This is a genomic window from Ruegeria sp. BHSA123 (assembly GCF_059613425.1).
The window spans coordinates 103383-126299 of sequence record NZ_JBXWSL010000005.1; the positions used below are offsets into that span (position 1 = coordinate 103383).

23 protein-coding genes are annotated in these 22917 nt (G+C 57.5%); 5 read left to right on the plus strand and 18 right to left on the minus strand.

Going from position 1 to position 22917, the window contains the following annotated elements; all coding sequences use genetic code 11:
- Window positions 1-36 precede the first annotated feature (36 nt).
- Window positions 37-669, minus strand: a complete 633-nt coding sequence (locus AC2FNC_RS04350) for a class I SAM-dependent methyltransferase (protein ID WP_480554256.1) — start codon at window positions 667-669, stop codon at window positions 37-39.
- A gap of 86 nt (window positions 670-755) precedes the next feature.
- Between AC2FNC_RS04350 and AC2FNC_RS04355 the strand changes: the two genes are divergently transcribed.
- On the plus strand, window positions 756-1640 hold the full coding sequence (locus AC2FNC_RS04355) for a LysR family transcriptional regulator (RefSeq protein ID WP_480554257.1): 885 nt from the start codon (window positions 756-758) through the stop codon (window positions 1638-1640).
- A gap of 43 nt (window positions 1641-1683) precedes the next feature.
- Here the strand turns inward: AC2FNC_RS04355 and pheT are convergent, their stop codons facing one another.
- The 8 genes from pheT to AC2FNC_RS04395 all read right to left on the minus strand — a co-directional run bounded on the left by pheT (window position 1684) and on the right by AC2FNC_RS04395 (window position 10356).
- Window positions 1684-4080, minus strand: a complete 2397-nt coding sequence (pheT, locus tag AC2FNC_RS04360) for a phenylalanine--tRNA ligase subunit beta (RefSeq protein WP_496714687.1) — start codon at window positions 4078-4080, stop codon at window positions 1684-1686.
- Between the two features lie 78 nt (window positions 4081-4158).
- Window positions 4159-4965 (minus strand): CE1 family esterase, encoded by an 807-nt coding sequence (locus AC2FNC_RS04365; protein ID WP_496714688.1) that lies wholly within the window; start codon window positions 4963-4965, stop codon window positions 4159-4161.
- 315 nt (window positions 4966-5280) lie between these two features.
- Window positions 5281-5562, minus strand: a complete 282-nt coding sequence (locus tag AC2FNC_RS04370; RefSeq protein ID WP_496714689.1) for a hypothetical protein — start codon at window positions 5560-5562, stop codon at window positions 5281-5283.
- Between the two features lie 224 nt (window positions 5563-5786).
- A complete protein-coding gene (gene pheS / locus AC2FNC_RS04375; protein ID WP_496714690.1) occupies window positions 5787-6860 on the minus strand; it encodes a phenylalanine--tRNA ligase subunit alpha in 1074 nt (357 codons plus the stop codon).
- 71 nt (window positions 6861-6931) lie between these two features.
- Window positions 6932-8302, minus strand: coding sequence for a glutamate--cysteine ligase (locus tag AC2FNC_RS04380; protein ID WP_496714691.1), 1371 nt, complete (start codon window positions 8300-8302; stop codon window positions 6932-6934).
- A 66-nt stretch (window positions 8303-8368) separates the two neighbouring features.
- A complete protein-coding gene (locus AC2FNC_RS04385) occupies window positions 8369-8896 on the minus strand; it encodes a hypothetical protein (RefSeq protein WP_496714692.1) in 528 nt (175 codons plus the stop codon).
- Complete coding sequence (locus tag AC2FNC_RS04390; protein ID WP_480518330.1) at window positions 8893-9621, minus strand: endonuclease NucS domain-containing protein; 729 nt, start codon at window positions 9619-9621, stop codon at window positions 8893-8895. The genes AC2FNC_RS04385 and AC2FNC_RS04390 overlap by 4 nt, the downstream gene beginning before the upstream one ends.
- 9 nt (window positions 9622-9630) lie before the next feature.
- A complete protein-coding gene (locus AC2FNC_RS04395; protein ID WP_496714693.1) occupies window positions 9631-10356 on the minus strand; it encodes a 16S rRNA (uracil(1498)-N(3))-methyltransferase in 726 nt (241 codons plus the stop codon).
- 11 nt (window positions 10357-10367) lie between these two features.
- Between AC2FNC_RS04395 and ubiA the strand changes: the two genes are divergently transcribed.
- From ubiA to AC2FNC_RS04410, 3 genes are all read left to right on the plus strand, one after another.
- On the plus strand, window positions 10368-11330 hold the full coding sequence (ubiA, locus tag AC2FNC_RS04400; protein ID WP_209598711.1) for a 4-hydroxybenzoate octaprenyltransferase: 963 nt from the start codon (window positions 10368-10370) through the stop codon (window positions 11328-11330).
- Between the two features lie 64 nt (window positions 11331-11394).
- Entirely contained in the window at window positions 11395-13314 is a 1920-nt protein-coding gene (locus AC2FNC_RS04405; RefSeq protein ID WP_496714694.1) for an OmpA family protein, read from the plus strand.
- A 1-nt stretch (window position 13315) separates the two neighbouring features.
- Window positions 13316-13636, plus strand: coding sequence for a hypothetical protein (locus AC2FNC_RS04410; protein ID WP_267365430.1), 321 nt, complete (start codon window positions 13316-13318; stop codon window positions 13634-13636).
- A 54-nt stretch (window positions 13637-13690) separates the two neighbouring features.
- Here AC2FNC_RS04410 and AC2FNC_RS04415 read toward each other — a convergent pair whose 3' ends face one another.
- The 3 genes from AC2FNC_RS04415 to pgsA are packed head-to-tail and all read right to left on the minus strand — an operon-like array spanning window position 13691 to window position 15055.
- The gene (locus tag AC2FNC_RS04415; protein WP_480474924.1) at window positions 13691-14134 is read right to left on the minus strand and encodes a molybdenum cofactor biosynthesis protein MoaE; all 444 of its coding nucleotides are present in this window, start codon (window positions 14132-14134) and stop codon (window positions 13691-13693) included.
- Between the two features lie 3 nt (window positions 14135-14137).
- Window positions 14138-14383 (minus strand): molybdopterin converting factor subunit 1, encoded by a 246-nt coding sequence (gene moaD, locus AC2FNC_RS04420; protein WP_480474923.1) that lies wholly within the window; start codon window positions 14381-14383, stop codon window positions 14138-14140.
- 3 nt (window positions 14384-14386) lie between these two features.
- Complete coding sequence (gene pgsA, locus AC2FNC_RS04425) at window positions 14387-15055, minus strand: CDP-diacylglycerol--glycerol-3-phosphate 3-phosphatidyltransferase (protein ID WP_496714695.1); 669 nt, start codon at window positions 15053-15055, stop codon at window positions 14387-14389.
- Between the two features lie 174 nt (window positions 15056-15229).
- Between pgsA and AC2FNC_RS04430 the strand changes: the two genes are divergently transcribed.
- On the plus strand, window positions 15230-16114 hold the full coding sequence (locus tag AC2FNC_RS04430; RefSeq protein WP_480518322.1) for a DMT family transporter: 885 nt from the start codon (window positions 15230-15232) through the stop codon (window positions 16112-16114).
- Here AC2FNC_RS04430 and uvrC read toward each other — a convergent pair.
- The 6 genes from uvrC to AC2FNC_RS04460 form a co-directional block, all read right to left on the minus strand.
- Window positions 16111-17973 carry an excinuclease ABC subunit UvrC gene (gene uvrC / locus AC2FNC_RS04435; protein ID WP_480554262.1) on the minus strand — a complete coding sequence of 621 codons (1863 nt, stop codon included), beginning with the start codon at window positions 17971-17973 and terminating at the stop codon, window positions 16111-16113. The two genes, AC2FNC_RS04430 and uvrC, sit on opposite strands and share 4 nt — an antisense overlap.
- A gap of 290 nt (window positions 17974-18263) precedes the next feature.
- Window positions 18264-19043, minus strand: coding sequence for an SDR family oxidoreductase (locus tag AC2FNC_RS04440; RefSeq protein ID WP_496714696.1), 780 nt, complete (start codon window positions 19041-19043; stop codon window positions 18264-18266).
- A 21-nt stretch (window positions 19044-19064) separates the two neighbouring features.
- Complete coding sequence (locus tag AC2FNC_RS04445; protein ID WP_480518634.1) at window positions 19065-20027, minus strand: calcium/sodium antiporter; 963 nt, start codon at window positions 20025-20027, stop codon at window positions 19065-19067.
- A 171-nt stretch (window positions 20028-20198) separates the two neighbouring features.
- Window positions 20199-20996 carry a S49 family peptidase gene (locus tag AC2FNC_RS04450; protein WP_496714697.1) on the minus strand — a complete coding sequence of 266 codons (798 nt, stop codon included), beginning with the start codon at window positions 20994-20996 and terminating at the stop codon, window positions 20199-20201.
- A 114-nt stretch (window positions 20997-21110) separates the two neighbouring features.
- Entirely contained in the window at window positions 21111-21872 is a 762-nt protein-coding gene (locus tag AC2FNC_RS04455; RefSeq protein ID WP_209598717.1) for an ABC transporter permease, read from the minus strand.
- The gene (locus AC2FNC_RS04460) at window positions 21869-22798 is read right to left on the minus strand and encodes an ABC transporter ATP-binding protein (protein ID WP_496714698.1); all 930 of its coding nucleotides are present in this window, start codon (window positions 22796-22798) and stop codon (window positions 21869-21871) included. The genes AC2FNC_RS04455 and AC2FNC_RS04460 overlap by 4 nt, the downstream gene beginning before the upstream one ends.
- Window positions 22799-22917 lie beyond the last annotated feature (119 nt).

Genomic DNA, 22917 nt, shown 5'->3' on the forward strand with positions numbered 1-22917 from the left:
CACACCCAAAGCCCAACGCGGATTCCGGAAAAACCCCTACATTTTGCGAGCCACTAGGAATCGGCGAGCGTCACGTACGGGGAAACTGTCGCTCTCGATGATGCGGAACCCGGCGTGTTCAATGGCCGCATCAAGATCCGCCTCAGACAGGAATCGCACAAACGGAGCCTTACCAAAGAACTGCATGATCGGAAGCGCGAGACGAATAGCGTAATACTTCAGGCTCGCTCCGCTGGACGGTCGGCAAAATGTTTTCGAAATAAACAGTCCGCCGGGTCTAAGGACCGAATGTACTCGGCTCAATGTCAGATCCAGATCTTCGACCAGGTGCAAAAGATTGAATGCCAGCGCCGCATCAAAAGAACCCTCAGGCGGTCGATTTGCATCAGCCTCGGTAAAGGTGACGTTTTCGATGCTTTGCGAAGCGGCGTTTCGACGTCCAACGGCCAACATACCGGGGGACACATCGGTTGCAGTGATAGATCCTACATATCCGGACAGCTTCAGAGCAGTCATGCCTGTGCCGCACCCTAGTTCCAGAACATCATTGGTTTTCTTCAGGTAAGACGCTGTCCGTTCCAGCGTATGCTCGTACGAAGCCATGTCTTTTATGGGCGAGCGGGCATATTTCTCGGCCACTCCATCCCAGAATTTCGCAGTGGTGGTCATTGAGGAGTCTCCTTTCGGCGAGAATTTATTCATGCGCAGACCGAATATAAATTGCCGAAATTTGCAGGTTTACTATACATTTTTGTATGAATGAGTTTGGCGATTTTGATTGGAACCACATCCGGGCCTTTCTGGCGACGGCTGAAACTGGGTCATTTTCCGCGGCGGCACGGCAGCTGCGGCAAACGCAGCCTACCCTGAGTCGCCAGATAGCAGCGCTTGAACAGGACTTGGGCGTGATGCTGTTTGAACGGGTTGGCAGAACCCTTGAGATCACTCAGGCCGGATTGGAGCTGCTGGATCATACTCGCAAAATGGGGGACGCCGCCAACCGCATCGCGCTGACGGCATCCGGACAGGCACAATCCATTGAAGGCCGGGTTCGCATCACCGCCAGTGACGTGATGTCGGCCTATGTCTTGCCCGACCTGCTGCGCGAAATCCGGGCGCAAGCCCCGCGCCTGCGGATTGACGTGATTGCCTCAAACGATATTCAGGATCTTATGCGGCGCGAGGCAGATATCGCGATCCGCCATGTCCGTCCTGATCAACCCGACCTAATCGCCAAGCTGGTACAGGAGGCGTCGGGGCATTTCTATGCAACCACAGAGTATCTCAACCGTGCGGGACGCCCAAAATCAAAGCAGGACCTTTCACGGCATGAGTTCATCAGCTTTGGCGACAACAATCAGATGATCGCCTATCTGAAGCCGCTTGGCATTCACCTGACCAACGAGAATTTCCGGCTTGGGTCTCAGAACGGAATAGTGGCTTGGGAATACGCCAAACAAGGCTTTGGCATCGCGCCCATGTCGCAGACCGTCGGCGATGCGACGCCAGGTATGGAGCGTGTGTGCCCCGGGATGGAGGCTATCACATTTCCGATCTGGTTGACCACGCATCGCGAGTTGCACACCAGCCGCCGCATCCGGCTGGTCTATGACTTACTGACCAAGTTCCTGTCCAAATAAAAAACGCGCCCGAAGGCGCGCTTTCCATTGGAGCCTCAGAGCTCTAACCGCGCAGAACTCCGCCCGTCGCCTTGGCGACCTTGGCAATGATCTTCTCGGCCACGGCTTCGATGTCTTTTTCCTTCAGCGTCGCCTCGGTCGGTTGCAGGCGCACGGTAATGGCAAGAGACTTTTTGCCTTCGCCAAGGCTGCCGCCGATGAATTCGTCAAAGACACGCACGCTCTCGACCAGCGCCTTGTCGGCACCCGCGGCTGCGTTCACCAACGTCAGCGCTTCGACATCGGCATCGACGACAAAGGCAAAATCACGCTCGACCGCCTGCAAGTCGCGTAGTTCCAGCGCAGCGCGAGTGGCACCGGATTTGCGGGGCAAAGGCACTTCGTCCGGCCAGATGGTGAACGCCATTGCCGGACCTTTTATGTCCATCGCCTGCAAAACGCGCGGATGCAGTTCTCCGAAGACACCCAGTACTTTTTTCGGACCCAGACAGATTTTGCCATGGCGACCCGGATGCCACCATGGTTCGCCGTCGCGCAAAATCTGAACCTTTTCGGGCGCACCAATGGCGGCCAGTACAGCCTCGACATCAGCCTTGGCATCGAACACATCCACCGGACGCGCAGCACCGTGCACATCCTTGGGGCCCGAACGTCCAACCAGCAGGCCGGTGATCTGGGTTTTCTGATCGCCGGGCTCGCCATTGTGAAAGACCGGGCCGACCTCGAACAAGGCGACATCCGCGAAACCGCGCGCCTGATTGCGGGCCGCAGCCTGCAACAGGCCAGGCAGCAGATCGGGGCGCATATGGCTCATCTCGGATGAAATCGGGTTTTCGAGCATGGTCGTAGTATCGCCACCACCGAACAAAGCCGCCGAGGCCTGATCAATGAACGTATAACTGACGCATTCGTTGTAACCCAGCGCCGCGCAGGTACGGCGCGCCATGGACTGACGGCGCTGCGCCGGGGTCATCACCGGTTTCGGTATCCCCTCGGTCACGCGCGGCAGCGGCCTGCCTTGCAACTTAGTCAAGGAAGCAATCCGCGCGACTTCTTCCACCAGATCTGCCTCGCCCAGGATATCCGGGCGCCAGCTGGGGACATGGGCCATCTCGCCTTCCAGACGAAAGCCCAGACGGGTCAGGGTCTGTCGCTGTTCGCTTTCGGGAATATCCATCCCGACCAGAGACTGCACCTTTTCCGCATTCAGCTTGTAGGCGCGTGCATGGTTCGGTGCTTTGCCCGCCTCTACCACGTTGGAGGCTTCTCCGCCGCAGATATCCAGAATCATCTGGGTCGCGTGTTCCAGCCCCTCGCGGGTGTATTCCGGGTCGACACCGCGCTCGAACCGATAGCGCGCGTCGGAATTGATCTTGAGCGCACGGCCCGTCAGAGCGATCTGAACATGATCCCAGAACGCGCTTTCAAGGAAGACGTTTACCGTTTCCTCGGTACATCCGGTTTCCTCACCGCCCATGATGCCCGCAATCGACTCCGGACCTTTGTCATCCGAAATCACCATCATTCCGGGTTGCAGCGTGTATTCTTTTTCATCCAGCGCAACCAGCGTCTCGCCGCCTTTGGCGCGGTGCACCCGCAGGTTGCCCTGAACCTTGTCGGCGTCGAACACGTGCAGCGGGCGATTGTGATCGTAGGTCATGTAATTGGTGATATCCACCAGCGCCGAGATAGGACGCAGACCTATGGCCTTCAACATATCCTGCAGCCATTGCGGGCTGGGGCCATTCTTCACGCCACGGATCAGACGGCCAGTGAAATGTGGCGCGCCATCCAGCGTGTCTTCGTCGATCGTCACCTTGATCGGGCAATCGAAATCACCCGGAACATGCGTATAGTCACGCTGCTTCAACGTGCCAATTCCACGCGCGGCCAGATCGCGCGCAATCCCTTCAACCCCCAGCGCATCCGGGCGGTTCGGAGTGATCGCGATTTCGATCATCGGGTCGACTTTGGAAGGGTCGTTTTCTGCAAGCCAGTCCACAAATGTATCACCCACTTCGCCCGAGGGCAGTTCGATGATGCCGTCATGTTCATCCGACAGTTCCAGCTCACGCTCGGACGCCATCATGCCAAAGCTTTCGACACCGCGGATCTTGCCGACGCTGATGGTCAGGTCCAGGCCAGGGATGTACATGCCCGGTTTGCAGACCACGACCGTGATCCCTTCACGCGCATTGGGTGCACCGCAAATGATCTGTAGCTCGCCCTCGTCTGTATCGACCTTGCAAACGCGCAGCTTGTCTGCGTCAGGGTGTTTTTCGGCGTGTTTCAAATAGCCCAGCGTAAAGCCTGCCAGCCGTTCGGCCGGGTTCACGATCTCTTCGACCTCAAGCCCGAGATCGGTCAGCGCCTCGGCGATTTCATCAACCGAAGCATCAGTGTCGAGGTGGTCTTTCAGCCAGGACAGAGTGAATTTCATTGCACGGGGCCTTTTTTGGCAAACATCCAGTCGGCACAGGCAATGGCAAAGAATGCGCGGGTGTGCAAGCTCTGCGCGTCACGGATACGTAGGGGTGCGGCCCAAAAGCTCATCCAGCTGCCATCCGATCCAGCCATGGGGGATGAAATGCCCCCCGGCATGCGTGTCCAGCGTCACCTGCCCCTGCGCGCAATCGGTCCATTCCACTCGTCTGAGCGTCAGGAACGGTTCCACACTCCAATCACCGCGCGGAGTCGCTGCACCGCAGCCATATTTCTCACGCCACAGCGCCACCGGGTATGTCATGTCGCCACCCGGACCAAACGGGAAATCCATTACCGTGTCATCTGTCCCATGGACATGCCGCGCCTCTCGCGGGGCTTGCGGGCAGGTCTCGGTCTGGCGGAGTGTTCCCGCCACACCCAGCAGTGCCGCGATATCATCGCCGGTTTCGCAGACAAAGCGCCACGCCATCGCACTGCCAAAGGAATAGCCTGATACATAGATGCGGGTCGGGTCTATCGGATAGCGCCTGGCGATATCCTCAAGCACCCGGTCGGCAAAAGGCACATCATCCGAGCTTGCGGACCAGAAATCCCAGCTTTTGCCCAAACCGTTCGGGGCCACCAGCAGCACACCCCGACGCTTCGTGGCCCCGGCAATCCGTTCGTGGTTCACGACCACGGCGCCCTGCCGGGACCAGCCATGGAAATGCAGCAGCACCGGCAGAGGTGTTTCACCATCCCAGCCATCAGGTTCAAGAACGTGATACGAGCGGTCACCGAGACCACAGGCAATATCGCCGTGGCATTCGGTTTTCCAGGGACCCATGGCAAAGGCAGGCGCGGTCATAAGCAGGAGAAGGCAGAGCAATCGACAGATCATGCGCCCGACCCTAACGGGGCATTCCGCCCTGTCACTTAACATATCGGTGTAGTCCGAACGTAGGCCGGGCTTCAGCCCGGCACCCACCCATCGCACATGGCGGGCTGAAGCCCGCCCTACATCAGGTCAAAACACCAAGCCGCGCTATGGCCAGACCGCGGGATGGCGATCCTTGGGTTGTGGTGGGCAGTTTATGCTGGCCAAATCCGCGCGCTGTTCGAGCGTTGTACTGTCGGGGACAAATCGCCAGCCCGTGCGGGCGGTCTGGCGATAGCGCGGCGGCCTGTCGGCCTTTGCTTCGCGCTCTAGAAACCTTCAACGCGTTTCCTTTACATAAGCCGACAGACGAGATCGATTTGCTGCACCGACAAGAAACGAAAATCCGACGTGTCGTTTGATATCTAGTTTGACTGCTTCAACAAACTTCTTCTCTGAAGTTTGATATGAAGAACCAAGATCAGACAAGATGTCTATATCAGTCTGCTCAGGATTCTCTTTGTTCAATACAGATCGCCGTTGAGCGTCCAACCTAATCAAAAAGGCTAGCATTGCTTTGGCTTCAAGCAGCACATCAGACGGAGCCCCGGCGATTTCCATCCCCAATAGGTCCCGTTGACACCTAGCAATGAACACCTCGTTTCGCTCATAGTCCATAAGGGTGCTGGCCCTCTGGTGAAACTCAGCACAAGACTCGACGTAGTTTGTATATGAACGCCTGAGTTCTTCTTGGAGCTTTGTGTTGCGATCAATGTTCTTCTGCCACCGATAAACAATCGTTGCGACGAAAATCGCTACTAGGCCAAGAAAAAACTGCCCTAATGTCACCTACTCAACCCACCATGCAGGTTCGGCATATCCAGCGCTGCAAACCCGTAGTGGCGCAGCCAGCGCAGGTCGCTGTCAAAGAACGCCCGCAAATCCGGAATACCGTATTTCAGCATCGCCAGACGGTCGATCCCAATCCCAAAGGCAAAGCCCTGATAGACGTCCGGGTCGATCCCACCAGCGGCGATCACCTTGGGGTGGACCATGCCGGAACCAAGGATTTCCATCCAGTCGTCGCCCTCGCCGATCTTCAGCTGGCCGTTATCCCACGAACAGCGGATATCAACCTCGGCCGATGGCTCGGTGAAGGGGAAATGCGAGGCGCGGAAGCGCAGTTCGACATCGTCGACCTCGAAGAACGCCTTAACGAACTCTTCCAAAACCCATTTCAGGTTTGCCATCGAGATGTCCTTGTCGATGGCCAGCCCTTCGACCTGATGGAACATCGGCGTGTGGGTCTGGTCGTAATCGGCGCGGTACACGCCGCCCGGACAGATGACGCGTATCGGTGCACCCTGCTTTTCCATCGACCGGATCTGTACCGGCGAGGTATGGGTGCGCAGCACGTGCGGCGGGCGGTTATCACCCTCGGCGCGGTGCATATAGAACGTGTCCATCTCGGCCCGTGCGGGGTGGTGACCGGGGATGTTCAGCGCGTCGAAATTGTACCAGTCGTCTTCAACACGCGGCCCTTCGGCCACCGAGAAGCCCAGTTCAGCAAAGATCGCGGTCAGTTCCTCGGTCGCCTGGCTGATCGGGTGGATTGACCCCTGACGGCGCGGGCGGGTCGGCAGGGTGACGTCCAGCCATTCGGTCCGCAGGCGCTCATCCAGTGCAACATCGGCCAGCGCGGCTTTTTTGGCGGACAGCGCCGAGTTAATCTCATCCTTCAGGGCATTCAGCGCCGGGCCTGCGACCTGACGTTCCTCGGGCGTCATCTTGCCCAGCTCGCGCATCTTCAACGCGACCTCGCCTTTTTTGCCAACAGCCGCGACACGGATCGCCTCAAGCGCGTTTTCGTCGCCTGCCTCGGCGATTTGGCCCAGATACTTTGCCTTAAGATCGTCCATGACGGCCCTCTGAATTTGGTCGAGAACCTGCTATCGGCCCCGCCCCGCGAATGCAAGCGGGACGGTGCGCATCAATAGCTGTATTCGGGATAAATCCGGGTCAGGTCTCCATTCCAGTCGCCATTGTAGTGTTCCAGCAACTCATCTGCGGGAACCTTGCCGGTGTCGATGCTTTCCTTCAGCGCGTTCAGGAAATGCGTCTCATCCGGGACCAGCCCACCAGCACCAGGGCGCGCACGGGCTTTCAGGCCCGCCTCGGAAATTGCCACGACTTCACGCGCCAGATCATGCATGTTGACGTTGCCAACCTGCGCCTGAAGACCGTCTTTGGCCGCTGCAACACGCAGCCCCTCGCGCGTTTCAGCATCCCAGCCCTTGACCAGATCCCACGCCGCATTCAGCGCGGTTTGGTCATAGGTCAGCCCAACCCAGAAGGCCGGCAAGGCGCAAAGTCGTCGCCAAGGGCCACCATCCGCGCCGCGCATCTCCATGAACTTCTTGATCCGCGCCTCGGGAAAGGCCGTCGTCAGGTGATCGGCCCAATCCGACAGGGTCGGCGTTTCCCCCGGCAATGCAGGCAATTCACCCTTGAGGAAATCGCGAAACGACATGCCCAGCGCGTTGATGTACTGCCCGTCGCGGTAGACGAAATACATCGGCACATCGAGCGCGTATTGGACATAGCGTTCGAATCCAAAGCCATCCTCGAACACGAAGGGCAACATGCCCGTGCGCGCATCGTCCAGATGTCGCCAGATATGGCTGCGCCAGCTTTTCTGGCCGTTCACCTTGCCTTCGAAGAACGGAGAATTGGCAAACAGCGCCGTCGCCACCGGCTGCAACGCCAGCGCCACGCGCAGTTTCTGTACCATGTCGTCCTCGGACCCGAAGTCGATATTGACCTGAACGGTACACGTCCGCCGCATCATGGCGCGGCCCATGGTGCCGACTTTTTCCATATAATCGTTCATCAGCCGATACCGCCCCTTGGGCATCAGCGGCATCTGGTCATGCGTCCAGATCGGCGCCGCGCCCAGGCCGATGAATCCAACGCCGATCTCATCGGCGATATCCTTCACCTCGCGCAGGTGAGTGTTCACCTCATCGCAGGTTTCATGGATCGTCTCCAGAGGGGCGCCCGACAGCTCCAGCGCGCCACCCGGTTCAAGGCTGACATTTGCGCCGTCCTTTTCCAGACCGATCAGATGACCGGATTCACGGACCTCTCCCCAGCCGTGGCGATCCCGCAACCCCTCCAACACGGCGACAATGGATCGCTTTCCTTCAAAAGGCAGAGGTTTCAGCGTGTCCTTGCAATAGCCGAATTTCTCATGCTCGGTGCCGATGCGCCAATCTTGCTTGGGTTTGCAACCCGATTCCAGATATTCGGCCAGTTGTTCATGGCGTTCGATCGGACCGCCGCCGGACTGAGGGATGGACATGAACCGTGCTCCGATCCTGCTGTGTCTGTTTTGAAGGTCAAGTGGTGGTCGTAAATGGCGCCAGTGTCAATGCAACGGCAAATGCGCCGGACGCGACGGTGTGCGTTCCCAGATAACGACCGGATGCCGCGATTTGCCGTTGAGTTCCGACAGCATTTGCTCGGTTTTGAGGCCCGGCAGGTTTGAGAATACGTCGAACAACGCCTCGGCTCCTTCCGCATTCACAGGAATGTGAAGCGCAGGTTGGCCCGGCTGATCCAGAACCCAATGTGCGGGGTCGGAGGTCGGGTCAAGGGCCAGACGCTCAATTTCGCGGGACGCGACGATGCCGCCATCCAAGGGGCCCAGATAAGTGATCTGACCTTCATCAATCGTCACGACACCTTGCCCGCCCGCGCCTGTTCTGAAACGCGCGCGCTGTATGCCGATCACAGCCAAAGCCGCTGACACGACAATCAGAAACCAGCCTACCCAGGCCAACAGCCCACCCGGCCCGCTGATCCAGCTCAGACCAAGGATCAGGATAAAAGCCGCGACCAGAACCTCACGCCAACGCCAAAGCGCCAGTTTTGCTTCGGGTCGGATGAAACTCATGCCATCGCCTCAAACGAAAATGACACCGCATAGCGAACAAGCTTCAGGTTTGGCACGGCCTTTGCAGCCGATACTGTGCGTTTGTCGAAGTCGTGGGCGACAATGATGCCCCGGATTGACTCATCCTCACCTTCTTCCAAAAGATCGCCCATATAGCCCAAGATCTGAGCCACAACCTTTGGGTCCGTCCTTCCCGCTTTCAACTCAATAACTACTAAGCCGCCTTCTACATCTCGACACAAAATATCAATAAAACCAGAGACTACTGCGCGTTCGGCGCCATCATCAATGATTGACAGGCTTCCATCTAACAAAGAAATCTCTCGTCGCAGGGCAGACTGCATATCCCGCTCGAGCGCAAATCTCTGGCGCTCAGAGGTCAGAGCTTCTATTGGGGCGGCAGGATCGTTCGCGGGTGCCTCTTTGTTTTGCGAACTAGCTTCGCGCCGAAATCGAGCGTAACGCTGAACCGCGTTTTTGTAAGACTGAAGTCCATTTCGCAAATTGCCGTTTATTGGAATTCGAGAAGGGTTCTTTCGACCGCTGCGCTCGTCTGCGGTGGAATAATTCAAGCCTAAAACAACGTCCTGCAGCTTTCCAGCGTTAAAGGCATCATCTAATGAACCATAGTGCTCTTCCACTTTCTGCACACGATGAATCTGGGCGATACAGGTGTTTTCGGCATACCCTTCCGAAACAAGCCAATCATGATAATTTTTATCCATACCGATTCCTTAAGTCCAATCCCCCAATGCCTGCTGCCACATGGTCAACGCGGCCACCGCCGCTGTATCCGCCCGCAGAATACGCGGGCCAAGACTGACCACATGCGCATAGGGTAAAGCCGACAACCGTGCGCGCTCAGCGTTGGAAAACCCGCCTTCCGGGCCGATGAGAATAGCCCAGGGGCGCCCTTTTTCATTCGCTGCCAGCCGCAAGGCCGAGCCGACCTCGGCTTCGTTGCAGAACATCAACTGCCGACCTTCAGGCCAGGTCTTCAGCACACGGTCCAGCCGCTGAAGGTCTGCCACTTCGGGCACGTAGGTTCCTCCGCATTGTTCAGCGGCTTCGATTGCATGAGCCTGAAGCCGGTCTTGCCGGATACGGTCTGCGTTGGTGAATTCGGTCTGAACTGGCAGGATGCGAGCCGCGCCCATTTCAGCGGCTTTTTCAACAATGAAATCGGTGCGCGCCTTTTTGATCGGCGCAAACAGGAACCACAGATCGGGGGGCAGCTGCAAAGGTTTGGTCTGCCTGATACAGGTCAGAGCGCCGCCACGTTTTCCGGACTCAGCCACCTCGGCTAGCCACTCTCCATCTTTGCCGTTAAATAGCGCCACTGCTCCGCCAACCGGCAGTCGCATGACGCCAAACAGATAGTGCGCCTGATCGCGTGTCAAAGGAACCGATTGCCCCTGACCCAAGGGCTGCTCTACATACAGTCTGATTTTCGCACTCATGAGACCTACATATGCAAGGCAATGCCCCAACACCAGATGGTCAAGTCGCCGATGCCGTCACCGGCAATTGGGTCGACACCCATGCCCCAGCCTTTGCCCGTCCGTATCTGCGCCTCAGCCGCGCGGACCGGCCCATCGGCACATGGCTGTTGCTGCTTCCATGTTGGTGGGGGCTGGCGCTGGCCATCCTGCATGACGGCCAACCGCGTTGGGAAGATCTGTGGATTGCCCTAGGCTGCGCATTCGGAGCCTTTTTGATGCGAGGTGCCGGTTGCACGTGGAATGACATTACAGACCGGGAATTCGACGCACAGGTTGAACGCACACGATCACGCCCGATACCGTCGGGGCAAGTCAGTGTCCGGCAAGCTGCGGCCTGGATGATCCTGCAAAGTCTTCTGGCGCTTGGCATTCTGCTCAGCTTCAATCAGGCGGCCATTGCCATGGGTGTGTTATCTTTGCTGCCGGTGACCGTTTATCCGTTTGCCAAGCGGTTTACCTGGTGGCCTCAGGTTTTTCTGGGTCTGGCCTTCAACTGGGGCGCATTGCTGGCCTGGACGGCGCATAGCGGGTCGCTCGGCTGGCCTGCTGTCACACTGTACCTGTCCGGCATCGCGTGGACCCTGTTCTATGACACGATCTATGCACATCAGGATACCGAGGATGATGAACTGGTCGGCATCAAATCCACCGCGCGCCTGTTCGGCACCGACACGGCGAAATGGCTGAAGTATTTTCTGGTCGCAACAGTATCGCTGATGGGGCTGGCCATTATTGATGCCGGGGTGCCTGACGCGTCGATTCTGGCGTTGGGGATCGCGCTTTGCGGTCCCTGGGCCATGGGCTGGCACATGATGTGGCAATTGCGCGGGCTAGATACCGAAGACAACGCCAAACTACTGCTGCTGTTTCGGGCCAACCGCGATACCGGCTTTATTCCGCTGATCTTCCTCTGCGTCGCCTTGCTGCTCTGATTGCACCCGCTGTACGGGGCCTGTAAAGATCGGCGCAAACGCCTGAGGAGTGCCAAACCCAAACATGCGTCTGCCGTATTTTATCGCTGTTTCCCTGATCTTTCTCGTATCAGCAGGCCTGTCGCTTCTGGCAGCCAGCTATGCCGTTACCGAGATCGAAGAATCATCAGAACTGGCTGTACGGCGCTCGCTGGACCTAAAAGGACATGATTGGGCCGAGGTCGAGGCCGATGGTTTGCGGGTGGTCCTGACCGGTACAGCGCCAGATGAGGCGACCCGCTTTAACGCTCTGACCGCCGCGGGAACCGAAGTTGATACATCTCGCGTAATCGATGAAATGGAGGTTATCGCAACTTCTGCCCTCGCAGCACCGCGCTTTTCGGTAGAAATCCTGCGCAATGACAGTGGAATCTCGGTGATTGGTCTGATCCCGGCCAGTGAGAACAGGGACAAGCTGATCCAACGGCTGGGCAATCTGGACAGATCCGTTGCCGTGTCGGACCTGATGGAAACAGCGGATTATCCAAAGCCCAAAGGATGGGATGCCGCAATTTCTTACGCGTTAGAGGCCCTAACCCACCTGCCCCGCGCCAAAATTTCCGCCAACCCGGATTTGGTCAGGATCACGGCAATTGCCAACAGTCAGCAAGAAAAACAAAAACTGGAACGCGACCTGACCCGTACGGCACCGCCCAGCCTGCGGGTTGGGCTGGCAATTTCAGCACCTCGCCCGGTCGTCACGCCTTTTACTTTGCGTTACCTGATCGACGAAGGAGGTGGGCATTTTGACGCCTGTTCCGCCCAGGATGAGAAGGCACGTGACCGTATCGTGGCCGCCGCGAAAAACGCGGGGTTGACGGGGTCTTATTCCTGCACCGTCGCCTTGGGCGAACCATCGCCACGCTGGCCAGAAGCAGCCGAGAAAAGCATTCAGGCGCTGTTCAGGATCGGCCAGGGTTCGGTCACCATTTCCGACGCAGACATTACCCTGATTGCTGCCGAGGGCACCGATCCTACGGTGTTCGACCGGGTTGTGGGCGAGCTTGAAACCGAGCTGCCTGCGGTTTTCGCACTGCACGCCGTTTTGCCAGAGCCTGAAACAACGAACGCAAACGGCCCGGTCGAGTTCTCGGCCACCCGCAGCCCTGAAGGGCTGGTGCAATTGCGCGGACGGCTGGGTGATGAAACTCTGCGCGACATGGTCGACAGCTACGCGCGCGCGGCCTTTGGGTCCGATCAGGTGTATACCGCCACCCGCATCGTTTCGGATCTTCCGGCGGACTGGCCAGTACGTGTTTTGGCCGGTCTGGAGGCTTTGGGTCAGCTCCACAACGGCGTATTGACCGTTACACCCGATACGGTCGAACTGATCGGCCTCAGCCACGAAGAAGACGCCAAGGCTCGCATCGCAGGTCAACTATCCGACAAGCTGGGCGAGGGGCAGGAATACACCTTGACCATAACGTATCAGCCCCCACCGGAACCCGAGGACGCTCTGCCCGACCCGGAAATCTGCGAGACCCAGATCGCCGAAATTCAGGCCACCGGTAAGATCGCCTTTGAGCCCGGATCGGCCACGATTGCATCAGACTCGCGCGATGTGGTGAACCAGATTGCGGATATCCTGCGCGACTGCGGTCCGATCCGTATGGAGATTCAGGGCCACACAGACAGTCAGGGCCGTGAAGAGATGAACCAACAACTCAGCCAGGCGCGGGCACAATCCATCCTGAACGAATTGCGCGGGCGGCGCATTCCTACCAGCAGCTACACCGCTGTGGGATATGGGGAAACGCAACCCATCGCTGACAACGACACAGAAGAGGGCCGGGAAGAAAACCGCCGGATCGAGTTCCGTCTGATCCGCCCTGAGCCTGTTGCAAGTACCAAAACAGGGCTTGAAGCGCTTGAGACCGAGGCTGCGACATCCACAGAGGACCAAACCGACACGACCGCACCTGATGCGGATGCAGGGGACCAGTAAGTTGAACAGAACAGAATTCGTCATTGTCACTGCCATTATCCTGTTCGCGGCCTTCTGCATGGGCTGGTTTGCCAACTGGCTGGCGCACCGCCTGTCCCGCGTAAGTCAAAGCGATGTCGCTGATCTGGACCGGATGAGTCAGGAGTTGCACGAGGCCGAGGAAACACGCGATCAGGCCATCACCTATTTGCAGCAACGTGAGGCCGAATTGACGAACCAGCTAACCCAGACAGAGGCCGAGCTGGCAGCCGCGATGGATGGCCTGCGGGCCGCGCGTCAGGAGGCCGAAGAACTGCGCGGACGGATCAACAACGCGGATTAAGCGCACGACCTTGCGCCGTCGCCGAAGTTTGCAAGAATAAACGGTCGCTAAGTACTACCACCGGGTCAGCGCGTCTTCGTCTTCGTCTTTGGCTGCGACCCATTCCGCACCAGAGTGGGTGATTTCCTTCTTCCAGAAGGGTGCGCGAGACTTCAGATAATCCATCAAGTATTCCGCTGCCTCAAACGCATCTTTACGATGCGGCGCAGCGGTGGCCACCATCATGATCCTGTCCCCCGGGGCCAGTCGGCCATGACGGTGAATCACCAGGACGTCACCCAATGACCACCGCTCCTTGGCTTCCCGGGCAATCTTGGTCAGGGCCCGTTCCGTCATACCCGGATAGTATTCAATCTCCATCACGTCCAGATCACCGCTTGCCAAGTCGCGCACAACGCCAGTGAAGGTGACAATGGCTCCGTTGGCATCATCCCCGGCGGCAAAAGCATTGGCCTCGGCCCCCAGATCGAATGCTTCCTGCTGAACAGCGATCCGCATGGGTCAGCCGCCTGTCATTGGTGGAAAAAATGCCACTTCCCGAACGCCCGACAGCGAGGCGTCGAAATCCGACAACTCCTGATCCAGTGCAACGCGCAGGGCGGACAAATCGGCAAATGCCGCGGCATAGCGATCTTCCCGCGCGCTCAACTCGGCCACCAGGTCATTGACTGTGACTGCCTGCGTCTCGACCTTTTCCTTTGGCAAGCCGATACGCTCGCGAACCCATGCAAAATACAGCACATCCATCCCTTAGATCTCCTTCAGATGTGGCATGGCTTTACGTAGGTAATCATAGCCGGTGATCAATGTCAGCGTCGCCGCAATCCACAGCAACCACAGCCCGATCTTGCCCGCCCAAAACATGCCATGGATGTTCCAGCGCAGGTGGTTCACATCTTCAACCTGGCCCGCGATGACCTGTTCTACCAGCGCAGCGTCCATGCCGAAACTCGCCATCACGGCATAGTGTTCAAAGATACCCTGCGAAAACAGCACGGCAATGGCGATCATCTGCGCTGTTGTTTTCCACTTAGCCAGCTTTGTAACCTTCAGCGTCCCCGCAACATCGCCCAGATATTCGCGCAGACCCGAGACAAATACCTCGCGGAACAAGATTACGGTGGCGGGTAGCACGAGCCATGGCGTCCAGTGTTCGGTCGAATAGCCAACCAGAATCATCAGCGCGATCACCACCATTGCCTTGTCGGCAATAGGGTCCAGCATCGCACCCATCTTGGTTTCCTGTTTCCACGCACGGGCCAGATAGCCATCAAACCAATCGGTGATCGCCGCCGACAGGAACAGGATCAAAGCGAACCAGTCCGCATAGGGCCGCGTGAAGTACAAAAACATAACGGCCAGACCGGGCGCAGCCAGCAGGCGTAGAACCGTCAGGATATTGGGCAAATTCCACTTCATGGCTTGGACCCTATATCGCCGGTTCAAGACAGAAAAGACAAACCGGTAAAAAACTACATCACTCACAACAGCTTGGTCAAAGCGCCGCAGGTCCGACGCTTTGCGCCTCGTGCACTTGGCGTTTCACGTCTTTGCAGTCAGATTGCCCGTCGACTGCAAAGCGGAACGTACAGGATGACAGCGCATATTCAAACCGACGCCCGGTCGAACATGATCGGCAGCCTGTGGATGGTGGCCGCAATGGCGGGCTTTGCGTTGGAGGATGCGTTGCTGAAAGCAGCATCGACCGCGCTTCCGATCTGGCAGGTTCTGGTTCTGTTCGGGACTGGCGGGTCCGTAATCTTTGCCGCGCTGGCGTCGGCTCGTGGAAAACGTCTGATACACCCAGACGTTCTGTCCCGCCCGATGAAAGTTCGGGTGCTGTTCGAAGTCTTTGGTCGGCTGTTCTATGTGCTCGCCATCGCGTTGACGCCCTTGTCCTCGGCCACCGTGATCTTGCAAGCAACGCCTTTGGTTGTGGTCGCAGGCGCGGCGTTATTCTTTGGTGAAGCGGTTGGTTGGCGGCGATGGAGCGCGATTTTTGTCGGTATGATCGGAGTCGTCATTATTCTGCAACCGACCGGGGACAGTTTTTCACTACTGTCGATGCTGGCCGTGCTGGGTATGTTAGGGTTCGCAGGGCGTGATCTGGCCAGCCGCGCGGCCCCTGCGACCCTTGGAACCGAAGTACTGGGGTTTTATGGTTTCCTCAGCATTATCGTCGCGGGCCTTGCCTATCGGATGTGGGAAGGCGCGCCCGTGGCACCGGTTAGCCTGCACACCAGCCTGCATCTGACGGGCGCGGTTCTGATGGGCGTCATGGCCTATGCCGCGCTCATGAACGCAATGCGCACGGGTGAAGTGTCTGCCGTGACCCCGTTCCGCTATACGCGACTGCTGTTCGGTATCGGGTTGGGTATCGCCCTGTTCGGCGAAAGCCTGGACCGTACTATGTGGGTCGGCAGCGCGCTTATTGTGGCTTCGGGCCTCTATATCCTGTGGCGGGGGCGACAGGTCTAACCCTTGTCGTGGAAGAAATCATAGACTTTCTGAGCCAACCCGGCCGAGATTCCCTCGACCGCTTTCAGGTCTGCCAGATTGGCCCGGCTTACCGCTTTGGCGCTGCCGAAGTGAGTCAGCAAGGCGCGCTTGCGTGCAGCCCCGACGCCCGGAATTTCATCCAGCGGCGTGGCACCAACAGCCTTGGCGCGTTTCGCACGGTGGGTGCCAATGGCAAAACGGTGCGCCTCGTCCCTTAGCCGTTGAATAAAGTACAAGACCGGATCGTTGCGTTTTAGGGCAAAGGGGCGCTGGCCGATCCGGTGAAACTCTTCCTTGCCGTGGTCACGGTCGACCCCTTTGGCAACACCGACCATCGGAATGTCTTCGACCCCGTGAGCCTGCATGATCTCGTGCACAGCGCTGACCTGCCCGGCACCGCCATCGATCAGCAGCAGGTCGGGCCAAAGCCCCTTATCCCGATCCGGGTCTTCTTTTTGCAGGCGGGTGAAGCGACGGTTCAGAACCTCTTTCATCATGCCGAAATCGTCACCCGGGGTCAGGTCATCGCCACGAATGTTGAACTTGCGATAGGCGTTCTTCATGAACCCGTCGGGCCCTGCCACGATCATGCCGCCAACAGCGTTGGTACCCTGAATGTGAGAGTTGTCGTAGACCTCGATCCGACCGGGCGGGCCGTCCAGATCAAATGCTTCGGCCACACCGCGCAACAACTTGGCCTGTGTCGCGCTTTCCGACATGCGCCGGGCCAGAGACTCTCGCGCATTGCGCAATGCACCTGCAACCAGTTCCTGTTTTTCCCCGCGCTGCGGCACGAGAAGCTCGATCTTACGACCGGCTTTTTCCGTCAAAGCTTCCTGCATCAGATCGGCGTTTTCGATCCCGTCCGACAAAATCAACTGCCGTGGTGGTTCCTTGTTGTCGTAGAACTGGCCAAGGAAAGCTTCCATCACCTCGGCCGGAGATACATCTGGTCCTACACGCGGGTAAAAATCCTTGTTGCCCCAGTTCTGGTTGGCACGGATGAAGAATACCTGAACACAGGCTTGCCCGCTGTCCATATAAAGGCCGATCACATCTGCTTCGGTCACACCACGAGGGTTGATGCCTTGTGCGGTCTGTACCTGCGTCAGCGCCCGGATACGGTCGCGCAGACCGGCGGCGCGTTCGAACTCCATGGCCTCGGACGCAGCCATCATCTGTTCGGCCAGTTCCTCCTGAACCTTGGTCGAGCGCCCCGACAGGAAACGTTCTGCATCCTTCACGCTTTCACTGTAATCCTGTTCCGAAATCAAACCGACACAGGGCCCCGAGCACCGTTTGATCTGATAAAGCAGACAGGGCCGCGTGCGGCTGTCGAACATGGAATCCGAACAGTTGCGCAGCAGGAATGCCTTTTGCAGCTGGTTCAATGTGCGGTTTACAGCACCCGCGCTGGCAAATGGTCCGAAATAGGCGCCCTTCTCCTTCTTGGCCCCACGGTGTTTCTTGATCTGCGGAAACTCATGATCCTTGGCGACCAGGATATTCGGAAAGCTTTTGTCGTCCCGCAGCAGCACATTGTATTTCGGTTTAAGCTGCTTGATCAGGTTCTGCTCCAGCAGCAGCGCCTCGGTTTCAGTTCTTGTGGTCAGAAACATCATCGAAGCGGTCGAAGCGATCATCTTCTCGATCCGGCCCGAATGACCCGGCCTTGTATAGTTCGACACCCGCGCCTTCAGGTTTCGCGCCTTACCCACGTATAAAACCCGACTGTCGGCATCCAGCATCCGGTACACCCCGGGTGAGCTGTCCAGCGTCTTTGCGTAGCGCTGAATGCAGGCATAACCGGTCAGGGACGATTCACTGTGGGTAGTCATGGGATTCCGATATGATTCTCTTTTACTGGCTGCAATCTTGCGGGCCTCAGATCAAGAGAAAACAAATCCACGATTCCTGTGGATAAGTGTGAAGATAAGTTTTCACAGCCATAGAATTTCCCTTGTTTCATTACCACTTCATTAACATGCACAAAAAATAGGCACATTTTCAAGATATTGATTTTTAACAATATTTTTTCACACATCTAGCAAGTGTATGAAAAAAAAGACATTTTTGTAACACGCGGGTAACACAAACGTGCGCGGTGCAAAACTTGCAGCGATATTGCTTATTCAACTCCCAGAACATCCGGCGTTTTCCACCCAAGGTGCTGACCGCCATCCACGCAAATAAGTTGTCCCGTTACCGCGTGCGCATCCAGAAAATACCCCATGGCGGCGGTGATATCCGATGGATTTGACCCGCGTTCCAGAACCGTATTCGATCTTTGCGCCTGGAAATGCTCGGCGCTTTGACGATGCCCCTGTACCGTCGGTCCGGGCCCAATGGCATTGACTCGGATTGCCGGGGACAGCGCCTGTGCCGAGGTACGGGTCAGCGTCCATAACCCCATTTTGGCGATGGTGTAAGACATGAACTCGGGTGTCAGCTTGCGTACGCGCATGTCCACCATGTTGATGATCAGACCGGTCGCAAGGGGTTCACCGTTTTCGTCTGTATCTGGGACCAGCCCCTGCCCGGCCATGGCTTGGGTCAAAACGAACGGTGCGCGCAGATTGCTGTCGAGATGGCGGTCCCAGCTTTGGCGGGTCGCTGTGTGAACGCTGTCATATTCAAAGATCGATGCGTTGTTTACCAGACAGGTGATCGGCCCACCCAGAGCCTCGGCTGCTTTGGGCAGCAGGTCCTGCACCTGTGCCTCGTCCAGCAGATCGGCCTGCAATGCCACCGACCGTCGATCCAATGCCTGTACCTCCGCCACGGTCTCGTGCGCGGGGCGTTCTGAGGACGCATAATGAACGGCGACATCATATCCACGACCCGCCAGATAAAGCGCCATGGCCCGACCCAGACGAATACCGGCACCGGTCACTAAAGCTCGGGTCATGCTTCACCTCGTTTCGTCAGATCACACCAGCAATACAGTGACATAAAGCGCATAAAGGAGGGTCAGCACCAGACCCCAAACGCGAGAGATATCCTGCTTGAAGACAACAAAGGGAACCAGAAGCAGTGATGCGCCCAACATGACCCAAAGGTCAAAATGCAGGAAACCGGGATCGACCGGGATACGCCCGAACCAGGTTGCGATCCCGATAATGGCCAGAAGATTGAACATGTTTGAGCCAATCACGTTGCCTAGGGCCACATCAGCCTGCCGGCGCAAAGCGGCCATGACAGTCGTTGCCAATTCGGGCAATGACGTTCCGACCGCAATCAAGGTCAGACCGATAACCGTTTCACTGACACCATAGTTCCGGGCGATGACCGTCGCATTTTCCACCAGCAGGTGCGCCCCCATCGGAAGACCCACAAGCCCGAGGATCAGGTAAACTGATACCTTCCAGTAAGGCATGTCAGGATCGGCTTCTTCCAGGCCGTCTAGATCGTCATCATCCGCACAGGCTTCGCCACAGGCCTTGCGGTGCGCCTTTGCTTCACGAAAGGCATTCGTCAGAACCAGGCCCAAAGCCGCCAGCAGGATCAGGCCGCTGACGACGGTGAATGTTCCACAAAACGCCAACCCTATGAACAGGGCCGTCGCCATCAGCATGAAGGCATAGTTCCTACGGCTGTCGCATTCGCTGGTATGGATCGTTGCCAGCATCGCTGGAAGACCAAGAACCAACAGGATATTGGCCGTGTTTGATCCGACAACATTGCCCAGCGCGATACCCGGTGCGTGTTCCTTGACGGCGCTGATAGCAATCAGCAACTCGGGCGCTGACGTGCCGAAGGCCACAATCGTAAGGCTGACGATCAGGGCTGGGACACCCAAACGCAGGCTCAGGTTCACTGCGCCCCGCACCAAGGCATCGCCTGCCAGCAACAGGATCAACAGGCCAAGACCAGACAGCAGCCACGTGGTGATCAAGCCCGGCCTCCTTTTTCACAGGCACAGGGGCCCTTTCCGATGCGGTACCGACCGCATCGCGGACATTTTGCCGAGCTTAGCCTTTTCTGCCCGGGAAACCGCAACTTGCCGAACATTGCCAATACGCCCATTGCGATCAGAAAAAGAGTGACAGCCTTTACGATCACGTCACAAACCGAAACGCGCGTAGGCTGCCCGCTCCTCTAACCCTGCGATGGCGTCCTGCGCCAAGCTGGCCCCAAACCGGGTCCAGACCGGTTTTTTCACGCCATAGCGGCGAAATTTGACCTTGTCGCCGAAACGGTCCTGCATCTTTGGCTTCAGATGTGCGATGCCGTCGATCAACCCCAATTCCTGCGCGCGACGCGCCAGCCAGACCTCGCCCGTGAACAGATCAGCTTCCTGATTCAGCTTGTCCCCGCGCCGATCTTTGACATGCGCAATGAAATTCTCGTGGATATCGCCCAACAACCCTTGCAGGCGGGCCACGTCCTCTTTCTTTTCCGGTGAAAACGGATCGAGCATGGACTTCGATTTCCCGGCGGTATGGACCCGCCGCTCAAACCCTTGCCGCGCCAGAAAGACATGCGCACCAAATCCAGCCGAGATCACACCGATCGATCCCAGTACGGAACTGTCATCGGCCCAGATCTCATCCGCTGCGGCGGCCAGCCAATACCCACCGGATGCAGCGACGTCTTCGACAAAAGCGATGACCGGCACGTCCAGTTCTTCGGACAAACGCCGAATGCGCGCACCGATCATTGAACTTTGGACAGGGGATCCGCCCGGTGAATTGATCTCAAGCGCCACGGCCGCAGGTTTTCCCTTGCGAAAGGCTTTCTCGAGAACCGGCGCCAGCGTGGCGTCGTTCAAAGATCCGCGCCCGGCCATTCCAATGGCGCCGGACAGGCGGACGATGGCCACACAGGGGTGATTTTTGACGAACGGCAGGCTGAGCTTCATGGGTGCCGATGTAGAGTGCCACCAACCCGTAAACAAGGGACTCTTCGAACCTTGAACGCGACGTGAACCAGATTCGCACACTCGACGGGCAAAAATGCAACGCCCCGGCGCGGGTTAGCTGCGAATGCGCCAGCCGGTTTTGAAGATCCAGCCAATGACCGCCAGACACACCCCAGTAAAGGCTATGATGGCCAGCAAACTCAGGGCGATGGGCACATCCGCAAGCCCGAAAAACGACCAGCGAAACCCTGAAATCAGATAGACGACCGGATTGAACAACGTGATCGTCTGCCACAAGGGCGGCAGCATCGAGATTGAATAAAACGTACCACCAAGGAAGATAAGTGGCGTAACCACAAGCTGCGGCACCAGTGACATCTGTTCAAAATTACTGGCCCATATGCCGATGATAAAGCCCAGCAACGAGAAGCTGAGACATGACAGGATCAAGAACGCCGCCATGGCAAAGGGGTGTTCGATCCGTATGTCGACGAAGAAGGTCGACGTGGCCAGAATGACCAACCCCACAAACAGTGCTTTGGTGGCCGCCGCACCGACATACCCAATCACGATTTCTATAAAATTCACCGGTGCCGACAACAGCTCGTAGATGGTGCCCAGAAACTTGGGAAAATAAATTCCGAAAGACGCGTTCGAGATCGACAGCATCACTACAGACAGCATGATCAAGCCCGGCACGATGAACGCGCCGTAGGATACGCCCTCGACCTCCTGAATTCGACTGCCGATGGCGGTGCCAAACACCACGAAATACAGCGAAGTGGAAAGAACCGGCGACAGGAAGCTTTGCGCCAGGGTGCGAAAGAAGCGGGCCATTTCGAACCGGTAGATTGCAGCAATTGCGGTCCAGTTCATGCCGCCTCTCCGGATACCAAATTGACAAATATCTCCTCCAGGCTCGATTGCCGTGTCTGCACATCGCGCAACACCAACCCGGCCTGCGACACGTCATTCAAAAGGGTCGTAATGCCTGTGCGATCCGCATGGGTATCGTAGGTATAGATCAGGCTATCCCCGGCGCCATTGAGGGTCAGATTGTGGTTGGCCAAATCATCGGGAATCTTGGCGATTGGCTCGGTCAGCATGACGACAATCTGCTTTTTGCCCATCTGCGCCATAAGCGTGTCTTTGTCCTGCACCAAAAGCAACTCACCCTTGTCAATGACGCCGACGCGATCCGCGATGGCTTCGGCCTCTTCGATATAGTGGGTTGTCAGAATGATGGTGACACCGTCCCGTTTCAGCTCGGCCACGATTTCCCACATATCCTTGCGCAGCTCGACATCCACACCTGCCGTCGGTTCATCCAGAAACAAAACACGTGGTTCATGCGCCAGAGCCTTGGCGATCAGCACGCGGCGTTTCATGCCGCCCGACAGCTCCTTGATGGGGTTCTTGCGCTTGTCCCATAGCGAGAGCTTGCGCAGAATGTCCTCGATCCGGGCGTTGTCTTTGCCCAGCCCAAACAACCCGCGTGACAGCCGAACTGTGTTCCAGACCTTTTCAAACGGTTCCAGCGCGATCTCTTGCGGGACAAGCCCGATCATCCTGCGCGCTGCGCGATAATCCGACTGAATGTCGTGCCCGCCGACTGAAACCGCACCGGATGTTGGCGTGGTTATTCCGCAGATCGTCGAGATCAGAGTGGTTTTCCCCGCCCCATTCGGCCCCAGAAGCGCAAGAATTTCGCCTTCTTCAATGTCCAGAGACACACCTTTCAGCGCCTCGAACCCATCGGTGTAAGATTTGCGCAGATCTCTGATGGATAAAATGGTCGTCATATCCGCTCCCCGTTCTGGCCCAGACCCTATCGCCCCGAACACAGGGATAACAGGCCCATTCCGTACCATGTGATGAACAACTGCCAAAAGGAAGACCGTCCTCGTCGGCAATCATCCGG

What these genes read in the sequence shown, in the direction of transcription:
- AC2FNC_RS04450 (WP_496714697.1), bottom strand. Translation starts at nt 20,996, where the DNA reads ATGAAGCTCAGCCTGCCGTTCGTCAAAAATCACCCCTGTGTGGCCATC.
- AC2FNC_RS04385 (WP_496714692.1), bottom strand. Translation starts at nt 8,896, where the DNA reads ATGAGTTTCATCCGACCCGAAGCAAAACTGGCGCTTTGGCGTTGGCGT.
- pheT (WP_496714687.1), bottom strand. Translation starts at nt 4,080, where the DNA reads ATGAAATTCACTCTGTCCTGGCTGAAAGACCACCTCGACACTGATGCT.
- AC2FNC_RS04440 (WP_496714696.1), bottom strand. Translation starts at nt 19,043, where the DNA reads ATGACCCGAGCTTTAGTGACCGGTGCCGGTATTCGTCTGGGTCGGGCC.
- AC2FNC_RS04405 (WP_496714694.1), top strand. Translation starts at nt 11,395, where the DNA reads ATGCGTCTGCCGTATTTTATCGCTGTTTCCCTGATCTTTCTCGTATCA.
- ubiA (WP_209598711.1), top strand. Translation starts at nt 10,368, where the DNA reads ATGCAAGGCAATGCCCCAACACCAGATGGTCAAGTCGCCGATGCCGTC.
- AC2FNC_RS04365 (WP_496714688.1), bottom strand. Translation starts at nt 4,965, where the DNA reads ATGATCTGTCGATTGCTCTGCCTTCTCCTGCTTATGACCGCGCCTGCC.
- pheS (WP_496714690.1), bottom strand. Translation starts at nt 6,860, where the DNA reads ATGGACGATCTTAAGGCAAAGTATCTGGGCCAAATCGCCGAGGCAGGC.
- AC2FNC_RS04430 (WP_480518322.1), top strand. Translation starts at nt 15,230, where the DNA reads ATGACAGCGCATATTCAAACCGACGCCCGGTCGAACATGATCGGCAGC.
- AC2FNC_RS04395 (WP_496714693.1), bottom strand. Translation starts at nt 10,356, where the DNA reads ATGAGTGCGAAAATCAGACTGTATGTAGAGCAGCCCTTGGGTCAGGGG.
- AC2FNC_RS04350 (WP_480554256.1), bottom strand. Translation starts at nt 669, where the DNA reads ATGACCACCACTGCGAAATTCTGGGATGGAGTGGCCGAGAAATATGCC.
- AC2FNC_RS04460 (WP_496714698.1), bottom strand. Translation starts at nt 22,798, where the DNA reads ATGACGACCATTTTATCCATCAGAGATCTGCGCAAATCTTACACCGAT.
- pgsA (WP_496714695.1), bottom strand. Translation starts at nt 15,055, where the DNA reads ATGAAGTGGAATTTGCCCAATATCCTGACGGTTCTACGCCTGCTGGCT.
- AC2FNC_RS04355 (WP_480554257.1), top strand. Translation starts at nt 756, where the DNA reads ATGAATGAGTTTGGCGATTTTGATTGGAACCACATCCGGGCCTTTCTG.
- AC2FNC_RS04455 (WP_209598717.1), bottom strand. Translation starts at nt 21,872, where the DNA reads ATGAACTGGACCGCAATTGCTGCAATCTACCGGTTCGAAATGGCCCGC.
- AC2FNC_RS04415 (WP_480474924.1), bottom strand. Translation starts at nt 14,134, where the DNA reads ATGCGGATCGCTGTTCAGCAGGAAGCATTCGATCTGGGGGCCGAGGCC.
- AC2FNC_RS04380 (WP_496714691.1), bottom strand. Translation starts at nt 8,302, where the DNA reads ATGTCCATCCCTCAGTCCGGCGGCGGTCCGATCGAACGCCATGAACAA.
- AC2FNC_RS04390 (WP_480518330.1), bottom strand. Translation starts at nt 9,621, where the DNA reads ATGGATAAAAATTATCATGATTGGCTTGTTTCGGAAGGGTATGCCGAA.
- AC2FNC_RS04370 (WP_496714689.1), bottom strand. Translation starts at nt 5,562, where the DNA reads ATGGAAATCGCCGGGGCTCCGTCTGATGTGCTGCTTGAAGCCAAAGCA.
- uvrC (WP_480554262.1), bottom strand. Translation starts at nt 17,973, where the DNA reads ATGACTACCCACAGTGAATCGTCCCTGACCGGTTATGCCTGCATTCAG.
- moaD (WP_480474923.1), bottom strand. Translation starts at nt 14,383, where the DNA reads ATGGATGTGCTGTATTTTGCATGGGTTCGCGAGCGTATCGGCTTGCCA.